This is a genomic window from Anaeromyxobacter dehalogenans 2CP-1, assembly GCF_000022145.1.
Lineage (GTDB): Bacteria > Myxococcota > Myxococcia > Myxococcales > Anaeromyxobacteraceae > Anaeromyxobacter > Anaeromyxobacter dehalogenans.
On record NC_011891.1, the window covers coordinates 224,824 to 247,794 of the forward strand.

Consider the following 22,971-nt stretch of genomic DNA (forward strand, 5'->3'; position numbering starts at 1 on the left):
GTGAACGTCCCGACGAACAGGCCGCTCCCCGCGCTCCCGGGCCACCTGGGCGTGGTGGGGCTGGGCCTCATGGGCGCCTCGCTCGCCCGCGCCGCCCGCCGGGTGGACCGGGGCGTGCGCATCACCGCGGTGGAGCCGCGCGCCGAGGTCCGCGCCCGGGCGCTCGCCGACGGCGTGGCCGACCAGGTGTCCGCGGAGCCCGACGCCGCGCTCGCCGGCTGCGGGGTGGTGGTGCTGTGCACGCCGGTCGCGACCATCGAGGCGCTGCTCGCGCCGGTCTCGGCCCTGCTCGCCGACGGGGCGGTGCTCACCGACGTGGGCGGCGCGAAGGAGCGGGTGGTGACGCTGGCGCGCGAGCGGGTCCGCCCCGGCGTCGCCTTCGTGGGTGCGCACCCCATGTTCGGCGGCCACGGCGGCTACGACGGCGCCACCGCGGAGAAGTGGTCGGCGGGCGGCACGGTGGCGATCTGCACCGACGGCGATCCGGGCGCGGTGGACCGGGTGGCGGCGCTGCACCTCGCGCTCGGCGCGAAGGTCGAGCGCTGCACCGCCGCCGAGCACGACGCGGCGGTGGCGATGGTCTCGCACCTGCCCTACCTCGTCGCCTCGGCGCTCTCGGTGGCGGTGCGCGAGGCCGGCCCGCTCGCCATGCACCTCGCCGGCCCCGGCCTCAAGGACGCGACGCGCCTGGCCGAGTTCCCGTTCGACATCCAGGGCGAGGTGGCCCGGCGCAACGCCCACCTGCCGGAGGCGGCGCGCCGGCTGGAGCGGCACCTCGCCCGCCTCCTCGCCGCCATCGCCGAGTCGCCGGAGTCGGCGCGCTCGGCCCTCGAGGCGGCCCGCGCCGCACGGGAGGAGCTGTTTTGAGCGCTGCCCCGACCTCCGGACCCCTGACCTGCCGGCGCGCCGGCCCGCTGCGCGGCGCCATCGAGGTGCCCGGCGACAAGTCCATCTCGCACCGGAGCCTGCTCTTCGGCGCGCTGTCCACCGGCGAGACCCGCGTCGCGGGGCTGCTCGACGCCGAGGACGTCCACTCCACCCGCAGGGCGGTGGAGGCGCTCGGCGCCACGGTGCGCACGGAGGGCGCCGAGGTGGTGGTGACGCCGCCCGCGACGCTGCGCGAGCCGGGGGACGTCATCGACTGCGGCAACTCCGGCACGAGCCTGCGCCTGCTCACCGGCGTGCTCTCCGGCGTGCCCGGCCTGTCGGTGCTCACCGGCGACGCCTCGCTGCGGCGCCGCCCGGTGCGGCGGGTGATCGACCCGCTCCGGGTGATGGGCGCGAACCTGTCCGCCCGCGACGGCGATCGCCTGCCGCCGGTGGTCGTCCGCGGGGGCGCGCTGCGCGGGGCGCGGCACCTGCTCCCGGTGGCGAGCGCGCAGGTGAAGAGCGCGCTGCTGCTCGCCGGCCTGTTCGCCGAGGGCGAGACCACGGTGGTCGAGCCGGAGAAGAGCCGCGATCACACCGAGCGCATGCTGCGCGGGATGGGCGTGCCGGTGAAGGTCTCGGGCCTGGAGGTGTCGGTCTCGGCAGCGCGGCCCGCCGGCGGGCGCGTGGACGTGCCGGGTGACATCTCCTCGGCGGCGTTCTTCCTCTGCGGCGCGGCGGCGCTCCCCGGCTCCGAGGTGACGGTCCGCAACCTGGGCGTGAACGAGACGCGCACCGGGCTGCTCGACGTGCTCCGGGCCATGGGCGCCGACGTGCGGCTCGCGAACCTCCGCGAGGTGGCGGGCGAGCCGCGCGCCGACGTGACCGTGCGCGCCGATCGCCTGGAGGGCACCGAGATCCGCGGCGCGACCATCCCCCGGCTCATCGACGAGCTGCCGGTGGTGATGGTGATGGCCACGCAGGCGCGCGGCCGGACCGTGATCCGCGACGCGAAGGAGCTCCGGGTGAAGGAGTCCGACCGGCTCGCCGCCATGGGCGAGACGCTCTCGCGCGCCGGCGCCCGCATCGAGCTGTTCGAGGACGGCTGCGCCATCGACGGGCCCACGCCGCTGCGCGGCGTCGAGGTCCGCACCCGGCTGGATCACCGCATCGCCATGTCCATGGCGGTCGCGCAGCTGTTCTGCGGCGGGGAGCCGGTGGTGCTCGACGACGTGGCCTGCGTCGCGACCAGCTTCCCGAGCTTCTTCCGGCTGCTCGACCAGGTGTCCGGCCAGGCGTCCGGCGGAGGCGCGCCGTGATCACCGGGCGGACCGCGCTCTACGGCGTCGTCGGCCACCCGGTGGCGCACAGCCGCTCGCCGGAGATGCAGAACGCGGCGTTCGCGAGGCTGGGCGTGGACGCGGTCTACGTGGCGCTGCCGGTCGCGCCGGAGCGGATCGACGAGGCGCTGCGCGGCGCGCACGCGCTCGGCTTCCAGGGCCTGAACGTCACCGTGCCGCACAAGCCGCGGGCGGCGTCGCTCTGCCACGCGCTCGACCCGGTGGCGACCGCGGTGGGCGCCGCGAACACGCTGCGCCGGACCCGCGACGGCTGGGACGGCTTCAACACCGACGCGCCCGCGTGCCGCACGCTGCTCGAGGCGGCCGGGGTCGTGCGCGGGTCGCGGGCGCTGCTCGTCGGCGCGGGCGGCGCGGCGCGCGCGGCGGCCTGGGCGCTCGTCCAGCTCGGGACGGAGGTCCGGGTGGCGGCGCGCCGCGAGGAGGCCGCCGCCGAGCTGTGCCGCGACCTCGCCGCCGCGGTGCCCGGCGCCGACCTGGCCGCCGCCGACTTCGAGGACCTGGAGGCCGAGGCGGACGCCGCCGCCGTGGTGGTGAACGGCACGTCGGTGGGGCTGCCCGGGCACGAGGGCCGCCTGCCGCCGCTCCGGTTCCGCGCCGCCCAGGTGGTGCTCGACTTCGTGTACGGGGACACCGAGCTCGCCCGCGCCGCGCGCGCGGCCGGCGCCCGGCTGGTCAGCGGCGAGCAGGTGCTGGTGCGCCAGGGCGCGCTCGCGTTCACGATCTGGACCGGCCAGCCCGCCCCCGAGGCGGACATGGCCCGCGCGCTCGAGGCGCGCGAGGGAGCACGATGACACTTCGGTACCTGACCGCCGGCGAGTCGCACGGCCCGGCGCTGGTCGCCATCGCCGAGGGCTTCCCGGCGGGGCTGGCGGTGGACTTCGAGGCGGTGGACCGGGACCTGCGCCGCCGGCAGAAGGGCTACGGCCGCGGCGGCCGCATGAAGATCGAGACCGACGCGGCGCAGTTCCTGGCCGGGCTGCGCGGCGGGCTCACCACCGGCGCGCCCATCGCGCTCGCGGTCTGGAACAAGGACCACGAGAACTGGAAGGACCTCGTCTCCCCGTACGCCCGCGGCGGCAAGAAGTTCACCCAGGTCCGCCCCGGCCATGCCGATCTCGCCGGCGCGCTCAAGTACGGGCTCGACGACGCGCGCGACGTGCTGGAGCGGGCCAGCGCCCGGTCCACCGCGGTCACGGTGGCGCTCGGCGCGCTCGCGAAGGCGCTGCTCTCGACCCTGGGCGTGGAGGTGTGCTCGCGGGTGGTGGCCATCGGCCCGCGCGAGATCCGGCCGGACGCGCCGCCCACCCCGGCGCAGCGCGACGCCATCGAGGCCTCCGACCTGCACGTGGACGACGAGGCGCTCGCCGCCGAGTGGCGCGCGCTCATCGACGCGGAGAAGGCGCGCGGCGGCTCCATCGGCGGCGCCTTCGACGTGTACGCCACCGGGCTCCCCATCGGCGTCGGCAGCCACGTGCACCCGGACCGCCGCCTCGACGCGCGCCTGGCTGGCGCGCTCTGCGGCGTGCAGGCCATCCGCGCCGTGGAGATCGGCGACGGCACGCAGGTGGGCCGCCCCGGCTACGAGTTCCACGACGCCATCCACCACGACCCGGCCCGCGGCTTCTGGCGAGACACGAACCGCGCCGGCGGGCTGGAGGGCGGCATGACCGACGGCATGCCGCTCCGCGTGCGCGCCTACATGAAGCCCATCCCCACCATGCTCCACCCGCTCGCCACCGTGGACCTCGCCACCCGCGCGGCCACCCAGGCCCGCTACGAGCGGAGCGACGTGTGCGCGGTGCCGGCCGCCGCGGTGGTGGGCGAGGCGGTGGTGGCCTGGGAGCTCGCGAACGCGCTCCTGGAGAAGTTCGGCGGCGACGCCGTCGAGGACGTGCGCCGGGCGGTGGAGGCGTATGCCGCTCGGATCCGCTGAGACGCTGGCGCTCACCGGGATGATGGGCTCGGGGAAGTCCACCGTGGCCCCGCTGCTGGCGCGCTGGCTGGGCCGGCGGCTGGTGCGGCTCGACGACGAGATCGTGCGCGCGGCGGGCAAGCCCATCGCCCGGGTGTTCGCCGAGGACGGCGAGGGGCGCTTCCGCGCGCTGGAGCGCGCCGCGGTGGCCGCGCTGCCGCCGGGCGCGGTGGCGGACCTGGGCGGCGGCGCGTTCTGCGACCCGCACGGCGCCGCGCGCCTGCTCGCCACCGCGCGGGTGGTGTTCCTCGACGTCTCGGCGCAGGAGGCCGCCCGCCGCATCGGCGAGGATCCGGCCCGCCCGCTCGCGGCGCGCTGGGAGGCGCTCCGCGCGCGCCGGCTGCCGCTCTACCGGCGCGCCCACCTCACCGTCCACGTGGACGGGATGACGCCCGAGGCGGTGGCCCGGCGCGTCCTGGAGTCGCTATGAGCCGGACCCGCAAGCCCGCCGCGGCCGAGGAGGCCGGCGCCGCGGTCACCGAGATCATCCCGGCGCGGCAGGGCGACCACGCCTACGAGGTGCGCGTCGGTGCCGGCGCGGCGGCGGCGCTGCCCGCGCTCGCCGACGAGCACGACGCGGTGGCGCTCGTCTCCTGCCGCCGGGTGCTCTCGATCCCCTTCGGAAAGGACGTGCTCGCCCGCCTGCGGCGGGAGGCGCCGCTCGCGCTCGTGCACGCGCTCCCCGACGGCGAGGCAGGCAAGACGCTCGCCGAGCTGGAGCGGGCCGCGGCGAAGCTGCTCCGCGCCGGCGCCACGCGGCGGACGCTGGTGGTGGCGCTGGGCGGCGGCGCGGTGAGCGACGCGGCCGGCTTCCTCGCCGCGACGTACATGCGCGGCGTGCCCTGGGTGGCGGTGCCCACCACGCTGCTCGCCATGGTGGACGCCGCCATCGGCGGCAAGACCGCGGTGAACCTGCCGGCCGCGAAGAACGCGGTGGGCGCGTTCCACCCGCCCGACGCGGTGCTGGCGGATCCCGCCGCGCTCCGCACCCTGCCGCGGCGCGAGCTCGCGAGCGGCCTCGGCGAGGTGCTGAAGTACGGGGCGCTCCAGCCGGCGCTGCTCGACGCGTTCGCGGCGCTCGGCGCCGCCGCGCCGGACCCGGCGGTGATCGCCACCTGCGCCCGCATGAAGGTGGACGTGGTGGCGGAGGATCCCACCGAGCACGGCCCCCGCAAGCTCCTCAACCTGGGCCACACCTTCGGCCACGGGGTGGAGGCGGCCGGGCGGTTCTCGCGGTACACGCACGGCGAGGCGGTCGCGGTGGGGCTCGCGTTCGCGTTCCGGCTGGCGGCGCGGATGGGCCGGGTGGACGGCGCGGCGGTGGAGCGGGTGGAGGCGGCGGTCGCCGGGGCCGGGCTGCCGGTCCGGGTCCCGCCGGCGATCGCGCGTGCCGCCGCGCGCCTGATGGCGTACGACAAGAAGCGGGCGGCGGGCGGGCTGCGCTGGGTGCTGCCGGCGGCCGTTGAGGACGGCTGGCGGGTGGAGTGGGACGTCGAGGCGGAGCCCGCGGCGGTCGAGGCGGCGGTGGCGGAGATCTCGGAGGCGCGGGCGGGCGGCCGCGCCGGGCGGAGGACGCGATGATCCTGGTCGTCAACGGTCCGAACCTGAACCTGCTGGGCGAGCGCGAGCCGGACGTGTACGGGCGCAGCACGCTCGGCGACGTGGAGCTGCTCGTCCGCGACGCCTGCGCGGCCTGGGACGTCGAGGTGAAGGCGTTCCAGTCGAACCACGAGGGCGCGATCATCGACTTCCTGCAGGAGCACCGGAAGCAGGCGCGCGGGATCATCCTGAACGCCGGGGCCCTCACGCACACGAGCTACGCGCTGCACGACTGCCTGAAGGCGATGCCCGCGCCGGCGGTGGAGGTGCACATCTCCAACATCCACCAGCGCGAGGCGTTCCGCCACGTGAGCGTCCTCGCCCCGGCCTGCCGCGGGCAGATCGTGGGCCTGGGGATCCGCGGCTACCTGCTCGCGGCGGAGTGGCTCTGCGCCGAGATCGGCGCGCAGCCGCGCGTCGCGGCGGACCGCAAGAAGCCGAGCCCGTAGCCGGCGCCGGTGCCCAGGGTCGCCGTCCTCCTCCCCGCGCGCGACGCCGCCCGCACCGTGCGCGCGGCGGCCGTGTCGATCCTGCGCCAGACCGAGCGCGACCTCTCGCTCGTCTGCGTGGACGACGGCTCGCGCGACGGCACCGCCGAGGTGCTGGAGCGGCTCGCGGCGCGCGACCGGCGGGTGCGCCTGCTGCGCGGGCCGGGCGAGGGGATCGCCGGGGCGCTGCAGCGGGGCCTCGCCGCCTGCGACGCCGAGGTGGTGGCGCGGATGGACGCGGACGACGTGGCCCACCCGCGCCGGCTCGCGCTCCAGCTCGACGCGCTCCGCGCCGATCCGTCGCTCGCGGCGCTCGGCGGACGGGTCCGGCTGTTCCCGCGCGCGGCGGTGCGCCCGGGCATGGCGCGCTACGCGGCGTGGCTGAACGGGCTCGTCACGCCCGCGCTGGTGGAGCGCGACCTGCTGGTGGAGGCGCCGCTCGTCCACCCCGCGGCCGCGATCCGGCGCGACGCGCTGGAGCGCGCCGGCGGCTGGCGCGACGGCCCGTTCCCGGAGGATTACGACCTGTGGCTGCGCCTCTCGGCCGCCGGCGGGCGGCTCGGCAACCTCTCCGCCCCGGTGCTCGCCTGGCGCGAGTCGGCCGGGCGGCTCACCCGCACCGACCCCCGCTACGCGCTCGCCCGCCACGTGGCGCTGAAGTGCGCACACCTCGCCCGCCACGTCCTCGTCGGCGCGCGGGAGGTGGCGCTGTGGGGGGCCGGCGAGACCGGCCGTGCCTTCTCCGACGCGCTCCGCGCCGAGGGGATCGCCACCGCCGCGTTCGTCGAGGTCGATCGCAGGAAGATCGGCCGCACCGTGCGCGGGGCACGGGTCGTCTCGTACGAGGAGGTGGGCCGGCTTCGCGGGCTGCCGCTGCTCGTGGCGGTGGGCGCGCCCGGCGCGCGCGACCTCATCCGCGCCGAGCTGGCCCGCGCCGGCTTCGAGGAGCTGGCCGACTTCCGCTGCGTCGCCTGAGCGCTACCCGCCGTCCTTCTTGAGCTGCTCGGTGAGGTAGTTCTGCACGCCGATCTGGTCGATGGCGGTGAGCTGCGTCTCGAGCCAGTTCGCGTGCTCCTCCTCGCCCTCCAGGATGTCCTCGAGGAGGTCGGCGGAGCCGTTGTCGCCGGCGTTCCGGCAGGTCTCGATGCCGCGGTTGAGCGCGCCGATGGCGTGCTTCTCGAGGTCGAGGTCCGCCGCCAGGATCTCGGGCACGTTCTCGCCGATGTTGACCTTCGACAGCTTCTGAACGTTCGGCATGCCCTCGAGGTAGAGGATGCGCTCGATCAGGTGGTCGGCGTCCTTCATCTCGTCGATCGACTCGGCCCGGAACTTCGCGTACAGCCGGTCGTAGCCCCAGTTCTCGCAGATGCGGGCGTGCAGGAAGTACTGGTTGATGGCGGTGAGCTCGTTCATGAGGACCTCGCTCAGCACGTCGAGGACCTTGGCGTCGCCCTTCATCGCTCCTCCGTTCGTGTCCGGGTCCGGCGCCGGCCGGCGCACCGAAGCCTAGCGGCGGGGAGCGCGCGTGGCTCGGGCGAGCCCCAACTGAGCGTCACCGAGGCGTCCTCCGGCCGCTCCGCCACGAGCGCCATGGCCGGATTCCGGCCCGTCTCCGCGCCGGCCAGCGCGCCCGCGAGCGGCGGCGGCGGCGCGACGATCAGGCGGCGTCGCGCCGCGCGGCCGGCTGGGCGCGGGCGCAGGGGGGTGCGGCGGCGGCGCCGCCCGCGTGCACCTTGGCGAGGGCGGCCACGCAGCAGCGGCAGGCGGTGCCCGCGCCGGTCTCGGCGATCACCTGGCGGAGCGAGGCGCCCTCGGCCGCGCGCCGCCGGACCAGCGTGTCGGAGACGTTGAAGCACAGGCAGACGATCATGCCCGGCCCCACCCGCGCGGCAGCGGGCCGGCCGCGCCGGCGCGACAGGCGGCGCAGCAGCCGAACAGGCGCAGGCGCGGCGCGCGCACCTCGAAGCCGTTCCGGGACGCGGCGGAGGCGGCGAGCGCGCGCAGATCGGGGTCGATGGCCACCACCGCGCCGCAGCGCGTGCAGACGAGCGCGCACGACGGCTCGGGGGTGGCGGAGGAGGGGGCGGGATCGCGGGGAGGGTGCACCGGGGCTCCGGAGATGATGTTGAGAATGACTCTCACTATCATGGGCGCGGCCCGCCGTCATGACGCCCATCAAGCGGGGGCCGGAATCGTGCCGGCCGGGCGGGGAGGCGCCCGGCCCGGCGCGCCGGCGGCGCGTTGCGGGCCGGGGGCCGGACGGTCTAGGGTCCCGGAAACGTGCCGGATTCCTTCGACCTGGGCGCCTTCCGCCGCGATCTCACCCGCCGGACGGCCGACGCGGTGCACGCGCTGCGCTCCCGCATCGGGTCCGAGACCCTGTACGGCTTCGCGCTGTTCACGAGCGGGGAGCGGGACTTCGCCTGGGTGCGCGCCTCGGCCAACACCGAGGACGCGCTCACCCGGCGCGCCGCCGCCGCCGCCGCGCTGGACCCGCGCTTCCGGGGCGAGGCCGGGCGGCGCCTGCTGCGCTGGTCGGCCCCGGACTGGGAGTACCACGACTTCGCGCCGGAGGTCCGCGGGCTGGCGGTGCCGCCGCCGGAGGGCCGGCGGTCGACGCTGGACCCGGCGCTCTACGACGCGTTCGTGGGCGCGCTGAAGGCGGTGGACCGGGCCGGGCTGTTCGGCCGCGGCGCGGATCGCGCCTTCCTCACCGTGAACATCCTCTGCGACCACGCCTCGCCGGCGTTCTTCCGGCGCGGGCTCCGCGTGCTCAACCCGGTGCCCACGGCGGAGCGCCACCTGCACGAGACCGCCGCCGCGCCGTTCGTCCGCTGCGTGAACCGCGCCCCGCGCCGCGAGCGGATGCGCATCTGGCTGGCGCTGTACGAGGACCTCTACATGGAGTGGCGCACCCCCATCGCCGAGGAGGCGCGGGCGCGGGGGCTGAGCCCGTGGGAGGTCGAGGAGGAGCTGGCGCGCTTCGGGCCGAAGGTGGTGCCGGCGCTCATCGACCTCCTCGCGCACTACGGCTTCGCGGCGCCCATCGACCACAACCGCGGCTTCGAGACGCGCGAGGTGTGGCTGGCCGGCTCGGCGCTGTTCCTGGTGCGCCGCATCGGGATGGTGGCGGAGGCGGAGATCGCGCGCCTGCAGCGGCTGGTGGGCGACTTCGCCGAGCGCGACCGCCGCCTGCGGGTCGCGTCCACCCTCGCCGAGAACACCGCCCGCGTGCTCCACGAGCTCCGCCCGCGCCGCTTCCCGCCGTCCGAGATGGACCCGCTCACCTTCAAGCTGACGAACCCCGAGCCGTTCCTGCTGCGGCGGCCTTGACCTGCCCGCGCCGTGGCATAGTGCGCCTCCGCGCATGACCGACCGAAGCCGCCGAGCCCGCCCCGCCGCCCCACGCCCGCCGCCGCACGACCGCCACGTCCTGTACGAGCGCGCCGTCCAGCACGCCGACAGCGAGCTCGACCTGGTGGACCGGGCGGTGCGCCGCGGCGGGGGGACGCCGCGGCGGCTGCGCGAGGACTTCAGCGGCACCGCGCTGCTCTCCGCGGCCTGGGTCCGGCGCGGCCGGGATCGCAGCGCGGTGGCGGTGGACCTCGACGCCGCGGTGCACGCCTGGGCGCGCGCCCACCGGGTGCCCGGCCTGGGCGCGGCCGCGGCGCGGCTGCGGCTGGTGGAGGCCGACGTGCGCGAGGGGCCGCCGGGGCCGTTCGACGCGGTGATCGCGTTCAACTTCAGCTACGGCGTGCTCCAGACGCGCGAGGCGCTCGGCGCCTACCTGACGGCGGCGGCCGGCGCGCTGGCGCCCCGCGGCGCGCTGCTCCTCGACGCGTACGGCGGCTGGGACGCCGAGAAGGAGCTGGTGGAGCGGCGGCGCATCGGCGGCGGCGTGAGCTACGTGTGGGAGCAGGAGTCGTTCGATCCCATCACCCGCCGGGTCCGCTGCGCCATCCACTTCGAGCTGCCCGGCGGCCGGCGCCTGCGCCGCGCGTTCACCTACGACTGGCGGCTCTGGACCGTCCCGGAGCTCACCGAGCTGATGCGCGAGGCGGGGCTCGAGCCGGAGGTGCTGTGGGACGTGGCGCCGCGGGGCGCGACCCGCTACGTGCCGCGCCGCTCCGCCTCGAACCAGGGCGGGTGGATCGCGTACGTGGTGGGGCGGCGGCGGCCCTAGCGCTCCGGCGGGCCGACGAGCGCAGCCTCGACCGCGCGGAAGTCCTCGGGCGGCTCGGCCTCGAACACCATCCGCGCGCCGGTGGCCGGATGCGGCAGCTCGAGCCGCGTCGCGTGCAGCATCACCCGCGGCGCCGCCACCTCCCCGACCCGGCGCGGCCCGCCGTAGCGCGCGTCGCCGAGCAGCGGCGCGCCGAGCGCGGCGAGGTGCACGCGGATCTGGTGGGTGCGGCCGGTCTCCGGGCGCGCCTCCACCAGCGCGCCGCCCGGCGCTTCACGCAGGGTGCGATAGCGGGTGGCGGCCGGGTCGCCGGCCGGATCGACGCGGCGCAGGCCCGGGCGCGCCGGGTCCTTGCCGAGCGCGAGCGCGACGCGGCCCTCCGCCGGCGAGGGCGCGCGGGCGCAGAGCGCGAGGTAGGTCTTCTCCGGCGTGCCGGTGCGGAACGCCTCGGCGAGCGCCGCGGCGGCGTCGCGCGTGCGCGCGAACACCGTCACGCCGGAGGTCTCCCGGTCGAGCCGGTGCACCAGCGTCACCGGCGCGCCGAGCAGCGCCGAGACCAGCTCGGGCAAGGCGCCGCGATCGGTCGTCAGCGTCGGCTGCGCCGGGACGCCGGCGGGCTTGTCCACCGCGCACAGGTCCGCGTCGGCGTAGAGCAGCCGCTCCCGGCCCAGCGCGGCCAGCGCCGGCGCGGCGCGGCCGCCCTCCTCGAGGTTCACCACCACCTGCTGGCCGGGGGTGAGCGTGCGGCCCGCCACCTTGCAGCGGCGCCCGTCCACGAACACGCCGCCCGCCTCGATGGCGCGCCGGGCCAGGCCGCGCGAGATCCCGCCGCGCGCGGCGATGAACCGGTCGATCCGCTCGTACCGATCGGCGTCCGGCACGAGCAGGGTCAGGCGGCGCACGGCGGGTGGGGGCGCGGCTAGGCGGCCGACTTGTTGGCCGGGCAGCTCGCGCAGGCCTCGGACTTCGGCTCGGCCTTCTTCTCCGGCTTCCGGTCCGGGGTGATGGCGGCGGCGCTCTTCCCGCCGTAGTCGGTGATGTAGAAGCCAGAGCCCTTGAACGCGAACGCGCTCGCCGACATCAGCTTCCGCACCTTCGAGCCGCACACCTCGTGCACCTGCAGCGCCGGATCCGACATCTTCTGCAGGGCGTCGAACCTCCCGCACTTGGGGCACTCGTACTCGTAGATGGGCATCGCGAAGAATCTCCAGCCCGGAACGTAAAGTCCGGGGTCCTTCTGTCAAGCGATCGGCCGTCCAGCGGGACGGCGCGGGGCGCGCGCGGCGGGCCGGTGGCGATCCGCGCGCCGTGCTAAGTACCCGGGCGCCGGACCGATCCGCGACGGCGGCCGCGGCGGAGGTGCCTTTCTACCATGGACGCGCAGGAGAGGGATCGGCTGGCGGGCGAGCTGGATGCGCTGACCACGGCGCTCGAGGAGGCGCGCGGGCGCCACGCCGCCGGCCTGGACCCCGAGCCGTCGCTCGCGCCGCTGTTCGCGGCGCACTCGGAGGCGGCGCACCGGCGGACGGTGGACGCGCTCCGGGAGGCCGGCGAGGAGGCGCTCGCCGCGCGGGTGGCGGCGCTCCGCGCCGGGCGGGCCGCCGCGGCGGGCGAGGAGGCCTGGCGCGCGGCGGAGGCCGCGGCGCGCGGGCGGGGGCCGGACGGCGAGGCGCCGCTCGCGACCCTGGAGCTGGCGGCGCTGCGCGAGCGGGACCGCGAGCGCCGGCTGGCGCTGGCGCGGGCCGCCGCGGCGGCGCTCGAGCCGGCGGCGGCGCACCGCGAGGCGGCCTGCGAGGCGGCGGCGCGGGCGCGCGCCGAGGTGGGCCACGCGCCCGACTGGCGGGTGGTGGTGGAGGGCGACCAGCTCCTCGCCGCCTCCGACGACGCCTGGCGCGACGTGCTCGCGTACCGGGCCCGCGCCGAGCTCGCGCTCGCGCCGCTCCCCGCCGGCGACCTCACCCGCGCCGACCTCCTGCACCTCGCCGCGCTGGCGCGCTGGGACGGCTTGTTCCGCGCCGGGATGCTCCCGGTCGCGCTGAAGCTCACGCTCGAGCCGCTCGGCCTCGACGGCCGGGCGCGGGTGGACGCGGCGGAGCGCCCGGCGCAGTGGCCCGGCGTGCACGTGCACGGCGCGCGCATGTCCTTCCGCCCCCGCGGCGGCGCCGGCGACTGGCAGGATCTCGCCGAAGGGGTGGGGCGCGCGCTCGGGGCAGCGGCGGCGCCGCCGCACCGGCGCGATCCGGCGCTCGGCGCGGCGCTGGGGTGGCTGCTCGGCTCGCTGCTGCTCGAGCCGCGCTGGCTCGCCGACCGCGCCGGCGTGGAGCGGCGGCAGGCGGCGGACGTGGTGCGGGACCTCGCGCTGCGGCGCCTGCTCGCGCTCCGCGCGCGCGCAGGGGCGCTGCGCGTCGCGACCGAGGTGGAGCGCGGGCTCTCCGGCGCGCGCTGGCGCGAGGCGTACGTCGAGGCGATGGAGGGGGCGACCGGCGCCCGCTGGGAGGGCGTGCGCGCCGCGCGCGACGCGGACGCCGCGGCGCACGCGGCCGCGCTGCGCGGGGCGGACGCCGGCGAGCGGCTCCGGCGCGACCTGCGCGAGCGGCTCGACGAGGACTGGTGGCGCAATCCGCGCGCGGCCCCGCTGCTCGCGGGCCTGCTCGCGGCGGGGGCGCTGCCCCCGGAGCCCGGAGACGCGACGCCCGCGCCGGGGGACGCGGCGCGGGCGCTGGTGGTGCGGCTGGAAGGAAAGGCGCCCTAGAGGAAGGTCTCACGGGGCTGCGCCCCGCCCCACGGAGCGGAGCTCCGCGGGGCCCCACCCTGCTCGCCGGGCCCCGTGCGCCGCGCGGGCGGCCTCGCTGCGCGCGCGACGGCGCCCCGGCCGGCTCGCTGCGCTCGCGAGGTTCGGCGTCTACAGGCCTTTCTTTCGGAGCGCGCGGATGATCTTCTCCTTGGCGCGGGACGGGGCGGCGGCGGCCGGCGCCCGGACCGGCGCAGTCGCCGGCGCGGTGGCCTGCTCGCGCTCCCGCCACTTCATGTACGCCTCGATCTCGTAGGAGAGGACCTCGATCTCGAGGTCGCTCAGCCCCTCGGCGCTGCGCTCGAGGGGCGCCGCGCGGGGCGGGGCCGCACCGAGGCGCATCCGCACGACGCGCTCCTCCTCCGGCGTCAGCTCGCGCGCCGGGCCGCGCCGAAGCGCCGCCTGGGCAGAGCCCTCCGTCACGACCGCCGTGGTGCCCTTCTTCTTCGTCTCCATGCGGGCCATCGTAGGCGCCGCCCAGGGCGTGTCCATTTTTCGAAGGACGCCAGCCTCCCCTCCGCCCGTCCAGCCAAGCCCTCGCGATTCCGGCCGATTTCGCCGCTGACCCCCTACGTTCCGGACGGGTTGCCCGCGGCCCGCCTCCGGACCCAGAGTCGTTGCGGGCGCGCCGCCTCGGGACCCAGAGTAGTTGAAGCGGGCGGGGAGCCGTGGGGCCGGCGGACGCTGGTCACCCCCAAAGGAGGCTGCGATGGCGGATTGGCGGGAGAACCTGGTCGAGCGCGACGAGGACATCCGGAGGCTGCTCGCGCCGGTGCGGCGCGTGGCGGTGCTCGGCATCAAGACCGAGGCCCAGTCCGATCAGGCCGCCTTCTACGTGCCGCGCTACCTGAAGGACGCGGGCGTCGAGGTGGTGCCGGTCCCGGTGTACTACCCGGAGGTGAAGACCATCCTCGGCGCGCCGGTCTACCGGACCATCGCCGCCATCCCCGGCACGGTGGACCTGGTGAACGTCTTCCGGCGCCCGGCCGACGTGCCGGCGCACGTCGACGACCTCGTCGCGAAGAAGCCGGCGGTGGTCTGGCTCCAGCTCGGGATCCGCAACGACCTCGCCGCGGAGGCGCTCGCGAGGGCCGGGATCCGCGTGGTCCAGGATCGTTGCCTGATGGTGGAGTGGCGCAGGCTCGGGCCGGCCGAGGATTGAGCACGGACCGGCCCGGCCCCGGGACTACGGCGCGAGCGGGATCGAGATCTCCTCCAGCACCGTCACCGCGCGCGGCGCGCTCGCCGCCCGGACGACGTCCGCCGGCGGGTTCGACATCCGCAGCGTGAACGCGGCGAGCAGCGCGACCGCCAGCACCAGCACGCCGTAGCCCTCGACCGACTCCAGCTTCGCCATGGCGACCCCCGATCGACCTCGACATCGATTGTACGGCCGGGTCGCAAGTTCATTTCAGGCCGCTCCGTCGCAGGCCCAGCCAAGGCGGGGGACGCTGTGCGTGAACGGAGGCCGGCCGCCGGCGAGGTGCTCCCTGGAGGCGGACAGGAGCGCGCAGGCGCGGACCGGCAGGTGGCCTACCCGAGCGCCGGCGCGTCGCCCGGTCGCGCGCCGGCAGGGCTGGCCGCGCCCGCCGGCGGAGAGAGCGCGGTGGCGGCGAGCACCACCAGCGCGACCCACAGCAGGTCGGCGACGAGCAGGTGGACGAGCTGCATCCACACCGGCGCGAGCAGCGCCACGTTCAGCACGCCCGCGAAGAGCTGCAGGCCGGCGAGCAGCAGCACCGCGAACGACGCCGCGCGCGTGTCCGCGTCCGGCCGGGCGCGCAGCGCGGACCGCGCCGCCCAGCCGAGCGCCAGCGTGGAGAAGACCGCCACGAACGGGTGGAGCACGCGGAGCCGGAGCAGCACGTGCGCCTCCTCCGACAGCTCCTGCCGGAGCCCCTCCGCGAACGAGGTCGCGGGGAACAGCGTGTCGCCGAGCGCGGCGATGGCGCCGCTCGCGCCGGTCAGGACGAGCGCCCCGGCGGCGAGGCCCAGCGCGCCGGTGAGGCCGGCGTGCCCGCGCAGCGCGAGCCCGCGCGCGCGTCCGGCGAGCGCCGCGGTGAGCGCGATGGCACCGACCAGCAGGAACGTGTTGGTGAGGTGGACCGCGACCACCCACCCGCGCGCGGCCGAGTCGTCCTTCGCCACCCAGCCGAACAGCACCAGCCCGGCGCCCACCAGCGCCTCCACCAGCACGAGCCCGAGCGATGCCCAGGCCCAGCGGCGCGCCGGATGGCCGGGCGGGAACGTGCGCCGCGCCGCCACCACCAGCGCGACCACCAGGAGCAGCGCCACGCCGCTCGTGGCACGGTGGGTGAACTCGATGACCGTCTCGAGCGCCGGCGAGCGCGGCACCACCTCGCCGTTGCACATGGGCCAGTGCTTGCCGCAACCGGCGCCGGACCCGGTGGCGCGCACGAACGCGCCCCACACCACCACCGCGAGGTTGTAGGCGAGCACCGACCAGGCGAAGCGGGCGAAGGCCTTCATGCCGCACGGAAGACCACGCCCGTCGCCCGAACGCAACGGCTCCGCCGGGGACCGTCGCTACCCGGTGCCGCCCCGCCCCTGGCTCCGCGCCTCCCACCGCCGCTGCAGCGCCCGCCAGCCGTCCTCGGCGGCCACCGCGGCGCGCCCCGTCTCCCCGGCGCGCGCCTGCGCCTCCCGCTCGGCGGCGACCGCCTTCGCGAGGTGCGCGTCGAAGCGCCGCGCGTCGTACTTGCCGGCGGCCGGGATGCCCGCCCTCGCGAGCGCCTGCAGCTTCGCCTGCTCCAGGCGCGCCTGCGCGGCGTCGGCGTGCGCCTCGGCGGCGTCGACATCCGCCTGGCGGGCCTCGGCCAGCCTCTTCGCGAACACGAGGTGCGCGTCGGCCGCCTGGCGGCGCAGCCCGGCGGTGTCGGCGAGCGCCTGGGCGCGCGCCTTCCAGGCGGTGTCGCCGGCCGAGTTCGCGCCCTTCGCCTCGGTGGCGGCGCGCTGCAGGTCGGCCTCGGCGGCGGTGCGATCCGCCTCCGCGTAGCCCTGCTCGCGCTTCGCCTCCTGCAGGCGCAGCTTGGCGCGGGCCACCGCGTCGTGCGCGGCGGCCGCGTCGGCGCGGGCCGGCCCCACCGGCCCGAGCTGGTCGGGCCCGAGCCGGCCGAAGTCGGCGTCGGACACCGGCGTGAAGTCCTGCCGCGTCTGGACGGTCCGGCAGCTCGCCAGGACCGCCAGCGCCATCCCCGCTGCAAAGGCGGCGCGCATGGCAACTCCCCCGGCGGGAAATCTGCGGCCGCGCGTGGGGCGCGGCACGCGCCGACGCTACTCGCCCTCGTCGGCGGGCTCGCCGGGCCGCGCCGGCTCCTCGCCGCGCTTCTTCAGGCCGGCGGCCTCGAGCGCGGTGGACGGGCCGGCCGGCTTGCGCTCGTCGGGCAGCGCGCCGGCGGGCGCGGTCACCGCCCCGACCGCCGCGCCGAGCGCCTTCACCTCCGCGAGCAGCTCGATCCGCGCCTTCACGCCGGGTGCGTTCGGCACCTCGAAGGCGCCGGAGAGCCGAACGCGCAGCGGCACCCCGGTCTCGGCGTCGGCGAGCAGCTCACCGTCCGCGGCGACCGGCACGCGACCCTGCAGGAACCCGAGGCGGCGGGCGGTGTCGGGGTCGGGCGCGGGCGTCCCCGGCGGCGGCGGCGGCGTGGCGGGCGGCTTGGCGCCGGGCGCCGGGGGCGCGAGCGAGAGGCGGTAGCGGCGGGCGGCGCGGCCGAGCAGGCGCGCCTCGCCGGCGGGCTCGAGCCGGAGCGCCGGGCCGACCAGCGCGGCCACGGTGCCGGCCAGGCGGAAGCTGTCGTCGCGGAAGCGGCGGGCGTCGCGGCCGCGGTCGGTGGGGCGCTCCCGGAACGGCGCGGGCAGCGCGCGGGCGTAGGTCGTCCCGCCCGTCCAGATCACCTGCTTTCCGCCGGACGAGCCGGGGCCGAGGCCGGGGTCGATCTCGGCGCGCACCTCGAACTCGCCGGTGGCGGACTGGCGGAGCTGGTGGTGCTCGGTCACGTGCACCTGCCGCGCCTCGTCGCCGGGCGCGGCGACGGTCCACTCGGCCGCCGCGGTCCAGTCGAACGCGCCCAGCCGGCGCGCCGCCTCGTCGGCGTCGAGCGCCAGCGCGGCCTCGGGGTGCTCCGGGTCGAACGCGGCGGGGGCGGGCTCGTGCGGCCGGTCCTCGCGCCCGAGCACGCGCGCGCGCGCCTCCGGGTCGCTGCGGGAGCAGGCGAGGGCGACGAGGCACAGGGCGAGCGGGGCGCGGCGCATGGCGGGGCATCCTCTCACGAGATCCGGCGGCCCGGGGGGCGCCTCACGAGACGCGGCGCAGCGAGGACGGGAGCAGCCGCGGCGGGCCCGGCTCGCCGGGGCCCGGCACGGAGGCGGCGGCGGGCGCGGGCGGCTCCGGGGCGAGCGGCTCGGGCGCGGCCACGTCCGCGAGGTGCTCGGCGGCGCCCGCACCCTCCTCGCCGGCGGGGGCCGCGATCACGTCGCCGAGCGCCACCCGGCCGTCGGTCCAGAGCAGCTGCTCGCAGCGCGAGAGCAGCCCGGCCAGGCCTGCCCGGGTGACCGCGGACACCGCCGCCGCGTCGCGCCGCTGCGCGAGGGCGGCCCGCGTCTCCGGCGGGAGGCGATCGACCTTGTTGAGCACGAGGAGGCGGCGCTTCCCGTCGAGGCCGAGGCCGCGCAGGATCTCCTCCACCGCCGCGATCTGCTCGTCCTGCCGCGGGTCCGACGCGTCCACCACGTGCAGCAGCAGGTCGGCGTCGCCGAGCTCCTCCAGCGTGGCCCGGAACGCGTTCACGAGGTCGGGCGGCAGGTCGCGGATGAAGCCCACCGTGTCGGTGATGATCACCTCGCGGTCGCGCGGGAAGCGCAGCCGGCGGCTGGTGGGGTCGAGCGTCGCGAACAGCTTGTCCTCGGCGAGCACCGCCGAGTCGGTGAGCGCGTTGAGCAGGGTGGACTTGCCGGCGTTGGTGTAGCCGACGATGGAGAGCACCGGCAGGCCGCGGGCGTTCCGCTGCTTGCGGCGCAGGTGGCGGTCGGCGCCGAGCGCCTCGATGCGCCGCTCCAGCGCGGTGATCCGGTCGCGCACCCGGCGGCGGTCGATCTCGAGCTTCGTCTCGCCGGGCCCGCGCCCGCCGATGCCGCCGGCGAGGCGCGAGAGCGAGTCGTCGCGTCCCACCAGCCGCGGGTACAGGTACTTCAGCTGCGCCAGCTCGACCTGCAGCTTGCCGTCGGCCGACTGGGCCCGCTGCGCGAAGATGTCGAGGATGAGCTGGGTGCGGTCGAGGATCTTGAGGCTGGTGGCCTCGGCGATGTGGCGCGCCTGCGACGGCGACAGCTCGGCGTCGAACACGATCACCGTGGCCATGCGCTGCATGGAGCGCAGGACGATGTCCTCGAGCTTCCCCTTGCCGATGAGGTAGCGCGGGTCCGGGTCGCGGCGGAGCTGCAGCGTCGCCTCCAGCACCTCCACGCCGGCGGTGCGGGCCAGCTCCTTCAGCTCCTCGAGCGAGGCCTCCGCCTCGGCGCGCCCGCGCCCCTTGCCGCCGAACCCCACCAGGATGGCGCGCTCCCGGCCGCCGGTGCGCCGCGCCGCGCGCGCCCGGGCGAACTCGTCCTCGAGCGCGAGCGCGCCGGAGAGCGCGTCGTAGGCGAGGTCGTGGACGGTGGGCGCCTCCTCGTCCTTCCACATGGCGCCCTGCGGGTTCTCCGGCAGCAGGTGGGCGTAGTGCACCCGCCCCGGCAGGCCGTCCTCGCGCACCTCGATGGCCGCCACGAGGTCGAGCCGGAGCAGCGCCAGGTCGGTGTGGTCGTCGCGGGTGAGCGGCTCGCCGTTCAGGTGCGTGTGCACGAGCCGCAGGCCGCGCAGTCGGCTCTCGCCGGCGCGACCGCGGCCGACGTCCGGGAGGTCGAGCTTGCGGGCGTCGCCGACCACCACCGCCTGCACGTCGCCCTTGCGGTCGAGGAGCACGCCGACCTGCCGGTTGGTCTCGCGGGAGACCTCGGCGAGGTGGCGCGCCAGCTCGGGCGTCACGATCGACTGCGCGTCGACGCGGCGGCGGTAGGTGCGGCGGAGGGCGTGGAGCTGCGAGGGCTTGAGGCCGAGGGTGTTGCCGTGGACTTCTTGCATTCGTTGCGGGGAGTCTATCGCGGCGCCGCCGCCGGATCGACGCGATCTGCGGCGGGCGAGGGGCCGACCGCGCGGGGTCGGCCGGCGGGGGCGGGAGCGCCGCCGCCAGGTGCCCGGCCGGCTACGCGGCGACCGCGTCCAGGCCGAGGTAGCGCAGCAGCCGGAGCTGGTGCTGGCCGAGGCCGCGGAACGAGACGCGGATCCCGCGGGCGGAGAGCGCCTGCGCCAGCACCGCCAGGCCGAAGTCGTGCAGCTCGCGCACGTGGGTGAGGTCGATCCGGACGAGCGAACCCGCCGGGGCGATGGCGAGCTGGGCCGCGAGCCGCCGGGCCGTCGGCACGTCGAGCACCCCGTCCATGCGGATGGCGTTCGCATCGAGCGCGATGGCCGGTTCCATGGCTGTGTCCCCCGGGCGGCGCACGGACGGCGCCACCGTCGCTGCCCCAGGATTATCCGCGCCCGCCCGCACGATCCGCAAACTCGCGGTGACGGCATGATGACGCACCGGAGGCGAGGCCGCGGCGGGCGCGGACGGGATCTCACGCGATCGGTGCAGGGGCGCGCCGCCCACAGCGGAGCCTTCCCCGGCGCCGGACCGGGCGCGCCCCATCCCCTGCGAGGAGGATGCGGGGCCGGCCGGGGCGGGGCCATGCTCACCGGGCCCTCACCGTGGTCCGGGATCTGCAAAGCCTGGAGACCGCCATGAACCGGTTCGTCGTCCGCCGTCGCGCCGACGGCGTCGTGCACCTCCGGCGCCGCTCCTTCCGCCACCTCCTCGTCGATCGCATCGCCTGGACGATGGCCCTCCTGTTCGTCGCCACCGCCGCCGGGATGACCGCGCTCGTGGCGGCGCTGGTGGAGTTCCCGCTCGTCGTGATCCTGCTCGCGCCCGTGGTCGGGCTGGGGATCTGGGCCGGCCGCCTGGCCCGCGGCGACGGGCTGCAGCCCGCGCCCGCGCCGGTCGACCCGCGCCCGCCGCGCCGCGTCGCCTGATCCGGCCGCGGCAGCCCGGCGCCGGAAATCCGACACCGGCGGGCCGGTGCCGTGACGCGGATGTCCCGCCGGCGCGCCTCCCCCGCGCGCGATCCCTGCGCGCGGAGCGGGCAGGCGCGCGCCGATTGCGCGGCCCGCGCCGGCGGCGCACGCCTCGACGGGAGGTCTCCGGCGTGGTCATATCGCCGCACCGATGGACTCCCCCGCACAGAGCGCCCGCGCGGGCGCCGGCACCGTATTGAACGCGGCCGTGGTCGTCGCCGCCCTCGGCTACTTCGTCGACATCTACGACCTCATCCTCTTCAACATCGTCCGGATCCCCAGCCTCACCGCGATCGGCGTCTCCGGCGACGCGCTGGTGTCGGAGGGGCTGTCCGTCCTGAACTGGCAGATGGTGGGGATGCTGCTCGGCGGCATCGTCTTCGGGATCGTGGGCGACAAGCTGGGCCGGCTCCACATCCTGTTCGGCTCCATCACGCTCTACTCGATCGCCACCATCGCGAACGGGTTCGTGCACGATCTCGCCACCTACAAGGCGCTCCGCTTCGTGGCCGGGCTGGGCCTCGCCGGCGAGCTCGGGGCGGGGGTGACGCTGGTGGCGGAGATCCTGCCGGCCCGGCTGCGCGGCTACGGCACCATGCTCGTCGCCTCGGTGGGCGTGTCGGGCGCCATCGTCGGGAACGTGGTGGCGAAGACGCTCGACTGGCGCGTGGCCTACTGGGTGGGCGGCGGGCTCGGGCTCCTGCTGCTCGTGCTCCGCATCAAGGTGAGCGAGTCGGGGATGTTCCAGGCGCTGCGCCACACCGCCGTGAGGCGGGGCGACTTCCTGGCGGTGTTCCGCGGGGCCGAGCGCTTCCGCCGCTACCTCTCCTCGATCCTGATCGGCGTGCCGATCTGGTGCTCGAACGCGATCCTGGTCGCGCTCGCGCCCGAGTTCGGGCGAACGCTGGGCGTGACCGGCCCGGTGACCGCGGGCGACGCGGTGATGTTCTTCTACGGCGGCCTGGTGCTGGGCGACCTGTCGAGCGGGTTCCTCTCGCAGGTGTGGCGGAGCCGGCGCAAGGTGGTGCTCCTGTTCGTGGCGCTGCTCGCCGCCGCCAACGTCTTCTACTTCGTGGCCGGCCGCGGCGCGTCGCCGGCGCTGTTCCTCGGCGCCTGCGGCCTGCTCGGCATCGCGGGCGGCTACTGGGCCATCTTCGTCACCGTGGCCGCCGAGCAGTTCGGCACCAACCTGCGGGCGACCGTGGCGACCACCGTGCCCAACTTCGTGCGCGGCCTGGTCCCGGTGTGCACGCTCTCCTTCCAGTGGGCCCGCCCGCACCTCGGGCTGGTGGGCGCGGCGGCGGCGGTGAGCGCGCTCTGGTTCGGCCTCGCGCTCGTGTCCGCGTTCGGCCTGCGCGAGACGTTCGGCGTCGAGCTCGACTACGTCGAGGCGGACTAGGCATGTCGGCGTACGTGGTGGACGTGGAGGCGGACGGGCCCATCCCGGGCAAGTACTCCATGGTCTCGTTCGGCGCGGTGCGGGTGGAGCCGGGGCTGTCGCGCACCTTCCGCGGCGAGGTCCGGCCCATCTCCGACCTGTGGCTCCCCGAGGCGCTCGCGATCTCGGCCGTCACCCGCGAGCAGCACCTGCGCTTCGGCGAGCCGGGCGAGGTGATGGCCGCGTTCGAGCGCTGGATCCAGGAGACCACGAAGGGGAAGCCGGTGCTGTTCTCGGACAACCTCTCCTTCGACTGGCAGTGGATGAACTGGTACTTCCACACGTACCTGGGCCGGAACCCGTTCGGCTGGAGCGGCCGGCGCATCGGCGACCTCTACTGCGGGATGGTGAAGGACGGTCACGCTCAGTGGAAGCACCTCCGCCCCACCGCGCACGACCACGACCCGGTGAACGACGCGAAGGCGAACGCCGGCGTGCTGCTCCAGCTCGTGCACATGGGCCTGAAGCTGAACCTCAAGTGAGCGCCCGGTGACGCCGTTCGCCCAGGGCGCCCTGCTCGGACTCTCCGCCGCCGCCCAGCCCGGGCCGTACCAGGCCTACCTGCTCGCGCAGTCGCTCCGGAACGGCGCGGTCCGCACGCTGCCGGTGGTGCTCGTGCCGCTCACCTCGGATCCGCCGGTCATCGCGGCGGTGCTGGTGGCGCTCGCGCAGGTGCCGGCGGGCCTGCTCCGGGCGCTGCAGCTCGCCGGCGGCGCGGTGGTGCTGTGGCTGGCCTTCTCGGCGCTGCGCGGGCTCTGCGCCCCGCTCGCCGCGCCCGAGGCGAGGGCGCCGCCGCGCGGCTTCTGGCGGGCGGTGCTGCTCAACTTCACGAACCCGAACGCCTGGATCTTCTGGAGCGCGGTGGGCGGCCCGGTGCTCGCGGCCGCCTGGCGGGACGGCCCGGCGGACGCGGGCGGGTTCCTGGCCGGCTTCTACGCGTTCCTCGTCGGCGGCAACGCCGCGCTGGTGGCCACGGCGGGCGGCCTGGGCCGGCTCGGCCCGCGCACCCAGCGCGCGCTCACCGCGATCTCCGGGCTGGCGCTGCTCGCGTTCGGCCTGTGGCAGCTCGCGAAGGGGCTGTCCGGCCCGCGCGCGTAA

Annotated in this window: 28 protein-coding genes; 16 read left to right on the forward strand and 12 right to left on the reverse strand. The window is 76.8% G+C overall.

Annotated features, from left to right (window positions below; all coding sequences use genetic code 11):
• The 8 genes from A2CP1_RS01020 to A2CP1_RS01055 are packed head-to-tail and all read left to right on the forward strand — an operon-like array spanning nt 1 to nt 7,262.
• A complete protein-coding gene (locus A2CP1_RS01020) occupies nt 1-867 on the forward strand; it encodes a prephenate dehydrogenase (RefSeq protein ID WP_012631629.1) in 867 nt (288 codons plus the stop codon).
• On the forward strand, nt 864-2,186 hold the full coding sequence (gene aroA, locus A2CP1_RS01025) for a 3-phosphoshikimate 1-carboxyvinyltransferase (RefSeq protein WP_012631630.1): 1,323 nt from the start codon (nt 864-866) through the stop codon (nt 2,184-2,186). The genes A2CP1_RS01020 and aroA overlap by 4 nt, the downstream gene beginning before the upstream one ends.
• Entirely contained in the window at nt 2,183-3,019 is an 837-nt protein-coding gene (locus A2CP1_RS01030; RefSeq protein WP_012631631.1) for a shikimate dehydrogenase (NADP+), read from the forward strand. Before aroA ends, A2CP1_RS01030 begins: the two co-directional genes overlap by 4 nt.
• Nucleotides 3,016-4,161, forward strand: a complete 1,146-nt coding sequence (gene aroC, locus A2CP1_RS01035; protein ID WP_012631632.1) for a chorismate synthase — start codon at nt 3,016-3,018, stop codon at nt 4,159-4,161. The genes A2CP1_RS01030 and aroC overlap by 4 nt, the downstream gene beginning before the upstream one ends.
• Nucleotides 4,142-4,630 (forward strand): shikimate kinase, encoded by a 489-nt coding sequence (locus tag A2CP1_RS01040; protein ID WP_012631633.1) that lies wholly within the window; start codon nt 4,142-4,144, stop codon nt 4,628-4,630. Before aroC ends, A2CP1_RS01040 begins: the two co-directional genes overlap by 20 nt.
• Nucleotides 4,627-5,781, forward strand: coding sequence for a 3-dehydroquinate synthase (locus A2CP1_RS01045; protein ID WP_012631634.1), 1,155 nt, complete (start codon nt 4,627-4,629; stop codon nt 5,779-5,781). Before A2CP1_RS01040 ends, A2CP1_RS01045 begins: the two co-directional genes overlap by 4 nt.
• On the forward strand, nt 5,778-6,248 hold the full coding sequence (aroQ, locus tag A2CP1_RS01050; protein WP_012631635.1) for a type II 3-dehydroquinate dehydratase: 471 nt from the start codon (nt 5,778-5,780) through the stop codon (nt 6,246-6,248). The genes A2CP1_RS01045 and aroQ overlap by 4 nt, the downstream gene beginning before the upstream one ends.
• A 9-nt stretch (nt 6,249-6,257) precedes the next feature.
• Nucleotides 6,258-7,262, forward strand: coding sequence for a glycosyltransferase family 2 protein (locus A2CP1_RS01055; protein WP_012631636.1), 1,005 nt, complete (start codon nt 6,258-6,260; stop codon nt 7,260-7,262).
• A gap of 3 nt (nt 7,263-7,265) precedes the next feature.
• Here A2CP1_RS01055 and bfr read toward each other — a convergent pair whose 3' ends face one another.
• From bfr to A2CP1_RS01070, 3 genes are all read right to left on the reverse strand, one after another.
• Nucleotides 7,266-7,745, reverse strand: a complete 480-nt coding sequence (bfr, locus tag A2CP1_RS01060; RefSeq protein ID WP_012631637.1) for a bacterioferritin — start codon at nt 7,743-7,745, stop codon at nt 7,266-7,268.
• Nucleotides 7,746-7,944: 199 nt separating this feature from the next.
• Nucleotides 7,945-8,157: a (2Fe-2S)-binding protein gene (locus A2CP1_RS01065; RefSeq protein WP_012631638.1), complete on the reverse strand. Its 213-nt coding sequence runs from the start codon at nt 8,155-8,157 to the stop codon at nt 7,945-7,947.
• On the reverse strand, nt 8,154-8,393 hold the full coding sequence (locus tag A2CP1_RS01070) for a hypothetical protein (protein ID WP_041450412.1): 240 nt from the start codon (nt 8,391-8,393) through the stop codon (nt 8,154-8,156). The genes A2CP1_RS01065 and A2CP1_RS01070 overlap by 4 nt, the downstream gene beginning before the upstream one ends.
• A 174-nt stretch (nt 8,394-8,567) precedes the next feature.
• On the opposite strand from A2CP1_RS01070, the gene A2CP1_RS01075 reads away from it, so the two are divergent.
• Complete coding sequence (locus tag A2CP1_RS01075) at nt 8,568-9,620, forward strand: DUF4303 domain-containing protein (protein ID WP_012631640.1); 1,053 nt, start codon at nt 8,568-8,570, stop codon at nt 9,618-9,620.
• A gap of 34 nt (nt 9,621-9,654) precedes the next feature.
• Complete coding sequence (locus A2CP1_RS01080) at nt 9,655-10,470, forward strand: class I SAM-dependent methyltransferase (RefSeq protein WP_012631641.1); 816 nt, start codon at nt 9,655-9,657, stop codon at nt 10,468-10,470.
• Here A2CP1_RS01080 and A2CP1_RS01085 read toward each other — a convergent pair.
• On the reverse strand, nt 10,467-11,372 hold the full coding sequence (locus tag A2CP1_RS01085) for an RluA family pseudouridine synthase (RefSeq protein ID WP_012631642.1): 906 nt from the start codon (nt 11,370-11,372) through the stop codon (nt 10,467-10,469). The genes A2CP1_RS01080 and A2CP1_RS01085 overlap by 4 nt on opposite strands.
• Nucleotides 11,373-11,389: 17 nt before the next feature.
• Nucleotides 11,390-11,665 (reverse strand): FmdB family zinc ribbon protein, encoded by a 276-nt coding sequence (locus tag A2CP1_RS01090; RefSeq protein WP_012524286.1) that lies wholly within the window; start codon nt 11,663-11,665, stop codon nt 11,390-11,392.
• Between the two features lie 177 nt (nt 11,666-11,842).
• On the opposite strand from A2CP1_RS01090, the gene A2CP1_RS01095 reads away from it, so the two are divergent.
• A complete protein-coding gene (locus A2CP1_RS01095) occupies nt 11,843-13,222 on the forward strand; it encodes a hypothetical protein (protein WP_012631643.1) in 1,380 nt (459 codons plus the stop codon).
• Nucleotides 13,223-13,372: 150 nt separating this feature from the next.
• On the opposite strand, the gene A2CP1_RS01100 is transcribed toward A2CP1_RS01095, so the two are convergent.
• Nucleotides 13,373-13,717, reverse strand: coding sequence for a hypothetical protein (locus tag A2CP1_RS01100; protein ID WP_041450413.1), 345 nt, complete (start codon nt 13,715-13,717; stop codon nt 13,373-13,375).
• 253 nt (nt 13,718-13,970) lie between these two features.
• Here A2CP1_RS01100 and A2CP1_RS01105 point away from each other — a divergent pair, with 253 nt between their 5' ends.
• On the forward strand, nt 13,971-14,423 hold the full coding sequence (locus A2CP1_RS01105; protein ID WP_012631645.1) for a CoA-binding protein: 453 nt from the start codon (nt 13,971-13,973) through the stop codon (nt 14,421-14,423).
• 24 nt (nt 14,424-14,447) lie between these two features.
• Here A2CP1_RS01105 and A2CP1_RS23360 read toward each other — a convergent pair whose 3' ends face one another.
• The 6 genes from A2CP1_RS23360 to A2CP1_RS01130 form a co-directional block, all read right to left on the reverse strand.
• Nucleotides 14,448-14,618 carry a hypothetical protein gene (locus A2CP1_RS23360; RefSeq protein ID WP_012524290.1) on the reverse strand — a complete coding sequence of 57 codons (171 nt, stop codon included), beginning with the start codon at nt 14,616-14,618 and terminating at the stop codon, nt 14,448-14,450.
• A 176-nt stretch (nt 14,619-14,794) separates the two neighbouring features.
• Complete coding sequence (locus tag A2CP1_RS01110) at nt 14,795-15,751, reverse strand: COX15/CtaA family protein (protein ID WP_012631646.1); 957 nt, start codon at nt 15,749-15,751, stop codon at nt 14,795-14,797.
• Between the two features lie 57 nt (nt 15,752-15,808).
• Entirely contained in the window at nt 15,809-16,498 is a 690-nt protein-coding gene (locus tag A2CP1_RS01115; protein ID WP_012631647.1) for a hypothetical protein, read from the reverse strand.
• Nucleotides 16,499-16,555: 57 nt separating this feature from the next.
• A complete protein-coding gene (locus A2CP1_RS01120; protein ID WP_012631648.1) occupies nt 16,556-17,533 on the reverse strand; it encodes a hypothetical protein in 978 nt (325 codons plus the stop codon).
• Between the two features lie 43 nt (nt 17,534-17,576).
• Nucleotides 17,577-19,400 carry a GTPase HflX gene (gene hflX / locus A2CP1_RS01125; protein ID WP_012631649.1) on the reverse strand — a complete coding sequence of 608 codons (1,824 nt, stop codon included), beginning with the start codon at nt 19,398-19,400 and terminating at the stop codon, nt 17,577-17,579.
• A gap of 121 nt (nt 19,401-19,521) precedes the next feature.
• Complete coding sequence (locus A2CP1_RS01130) at nt 19,522-19,797, reverse strand: STAS domain-containing protein (RefSeq protein WP_012631650.1); 276 nt, start codon at nt 19,795-19,797, stop codon at nt 19,522-19,524.
• Nucleotides 19,798-20,102: 305 nt separating this feature from the next.
• On the opposite strand from A2CP1_RS01130, the gene A2CP1_RS01135 reads away from it, so the two are divergent.
• From A2CP1_RS01135 to A2CP1_RS01150, 4 genes are all read left to right on the forward strand, one after another.
• On the forward strand, nt 20,103-20,393 hold the full coding sequence (locus tag A2CP1_RS01135; protein ID WP_012631651.1) for a hypothetical protein: 291 nt from the start codon (nt 20,103-20,105) through the stop codon (nt 20,391-20,393).
• Between the two features lie 193 nt (nt 20,394-20,586).
• Entirely contained in the window at nt 20,587-21,834 is a 1,248-nt protein-coding gene (locus A2CP1_RS01140; protein ID WP_012631652.1) for an MFS transporter, read from the forward strand.
• Between the two features lie 2 nt (nt 21,835-21,836).
• A complete protein-coding gene (locus A2CP1_RS01145) occupies nt 21,837-22,355 on the forward strand; it encodes a 3'-5' exonuclease (protein WP_012631653.1) in 519 nt (172 codons plus the stop codon).
• A 7-nt stretch (nt 22,356-22,362) separates the two neighbouring features.
• Nucleotides 22,363-22,971, forward strand: a complete 609-nt coding sequence (locus A2CP1_RS01150) for a LysE family translocator (RefSeq protein WP_012631654.1) — start codon at nt 22,363-22,365, stop codon at nt 22,969-22,971.

Coding starts and splice junctions, on each gene's coding strand:
- A2CP1_RS01045 (WP_012631634.1), top strand. CDS start 4,627: ATGAGCCGGACCCGCAAGCCCGCCGCGGCCGAGGAGGCCGGCGCCGCG.
- A2CP1_RS01100 (WP_041450413.1), bottom strand. CDS start 13,717: ATGGAGACGAAGAAGAAGGGCACCACGGCGGTCGTGACGGAGGGCTCT.
- A2CP1_RS01120 (WP_012631648.1), bottom strand. CDS start 17,533: ATGCGCCGCGCCCCGCTCGCCCTGTGCCTCGTCGCCCTCGCCTGCTCC.
- aroC (WP_012631632.1), top strand. CDS start 3,016: ATGACACTTCGGTACCTGACCGCCGGCGAGTCGCACGGCCCGGCGCTG.
- A2CP1_RS01105 (WP_012631645.1), top strand. CDS start 13,971: ATGGCGGATTGGCGGGAGAACCTGGTCGAGCGCGACGAGGACATCCGG.
- A2CP1_RS23360 (WP_012524290.1), bottom strand. CDS start 14,618: ATGGCGAAGCTGGAGTCGGTCGAGGGCTACGGCGTGCTGGTGCTGGCG.
- bfr (WP_012631637.1), bottom strand. CDS start 7,745: ATGAAGGGCGACGCCAAGGTCCTCGACGTGCTGAGCGAGGTCCTCATG.
- A2CP1_RS01140 (WP_012631652.1), top strand. CDS start 20,587: ATGGACTCCCCCGCACAGAGCGCCCGCGCGGGCGCCGGCACCGTATTG.
- A2CP1_RS01095 (WP_012631643.1), top strand. CDS start 11,843: ATGGACGCGCAGGAGAGGGATCGGCTGGCGGGCGAGCTGGATGCGCTG.
- A2CP1_RS01040 (WP_012631633.1), top strand. CDS start 4,142: ATGCCGCTCGGATCCGCTGAGACGCTGGCGCTCACCGGGATGATGGGC.
- A2CP1_RS01080 (WP_012631641.1), top strand. CDS start 9,655: ATGACCGACCGAAGCCGCCGAGCCCGCCCCGCCGCCCCACGCCCGCCG.
- aroQ (WP_012631635.1), top strand. CDS start 5,778: ATGATCCTGGTCGTCAACGGTCCGAACCTGAACCTGCTGGGCGAGCGC.
- A2CP1_RS01065 (WP_012631638.1), bottom strand. CDS start 8,157: ATGATCGTCTGCCTGTGCTTCAACGTCTCCGACACGCTGGTCCGGCGG.
- A2CP1_RS01090 (WP_012524286.1), bottom strand. CDS start 11,665: ATGCCCATCTACGAGTACGAGTGCCCCAAGTGCGGGAGGTTCGACGCC.
- A2CP1_RS01145 (WP_012631653.1), top strand. CDS start 21,837: ATGTCGGCGTACGTGGTGGACGTGGAGGCGGACGGGCCCATCCCGGGC.
- hflX (WP_012631649.1), bottom strand. CDS start 19,400: ATGCAAGAAGTCCACGGCAACACCCTCGGCCTCAAGCCCTCGCAGCTC.
- A2CP1_RS01130 (WP_012631650.1), bottom strand. CDS start 19,797: ATGGAACCGGCCATCGCGCTCGATGCGAACGCCATCCGCATGGACGGG.
- A2CP1_RS01110 (WP_012631646.1), bottom strand. CDS start 15,751: ATGAAGGCCTTCGCCCGCTTCGCCTGGTCGGTGCTCGCCTACAACCTC.
- A2CP1_RS01135 (WP_012631651.1), top strand. CDS start 20,103: ATGAACCGGTTCGTCGTCCGCCGTCGCGCCGACGGCGTCGTGCACCTC.
- A2CP1_RS01115 (WP_012631647.1), bottom strand. CDS start 16,498: ATGCGCGCCGCCTTTGCAGCGGGGATGGCGCTGGCGGTCCTGGCGAGC.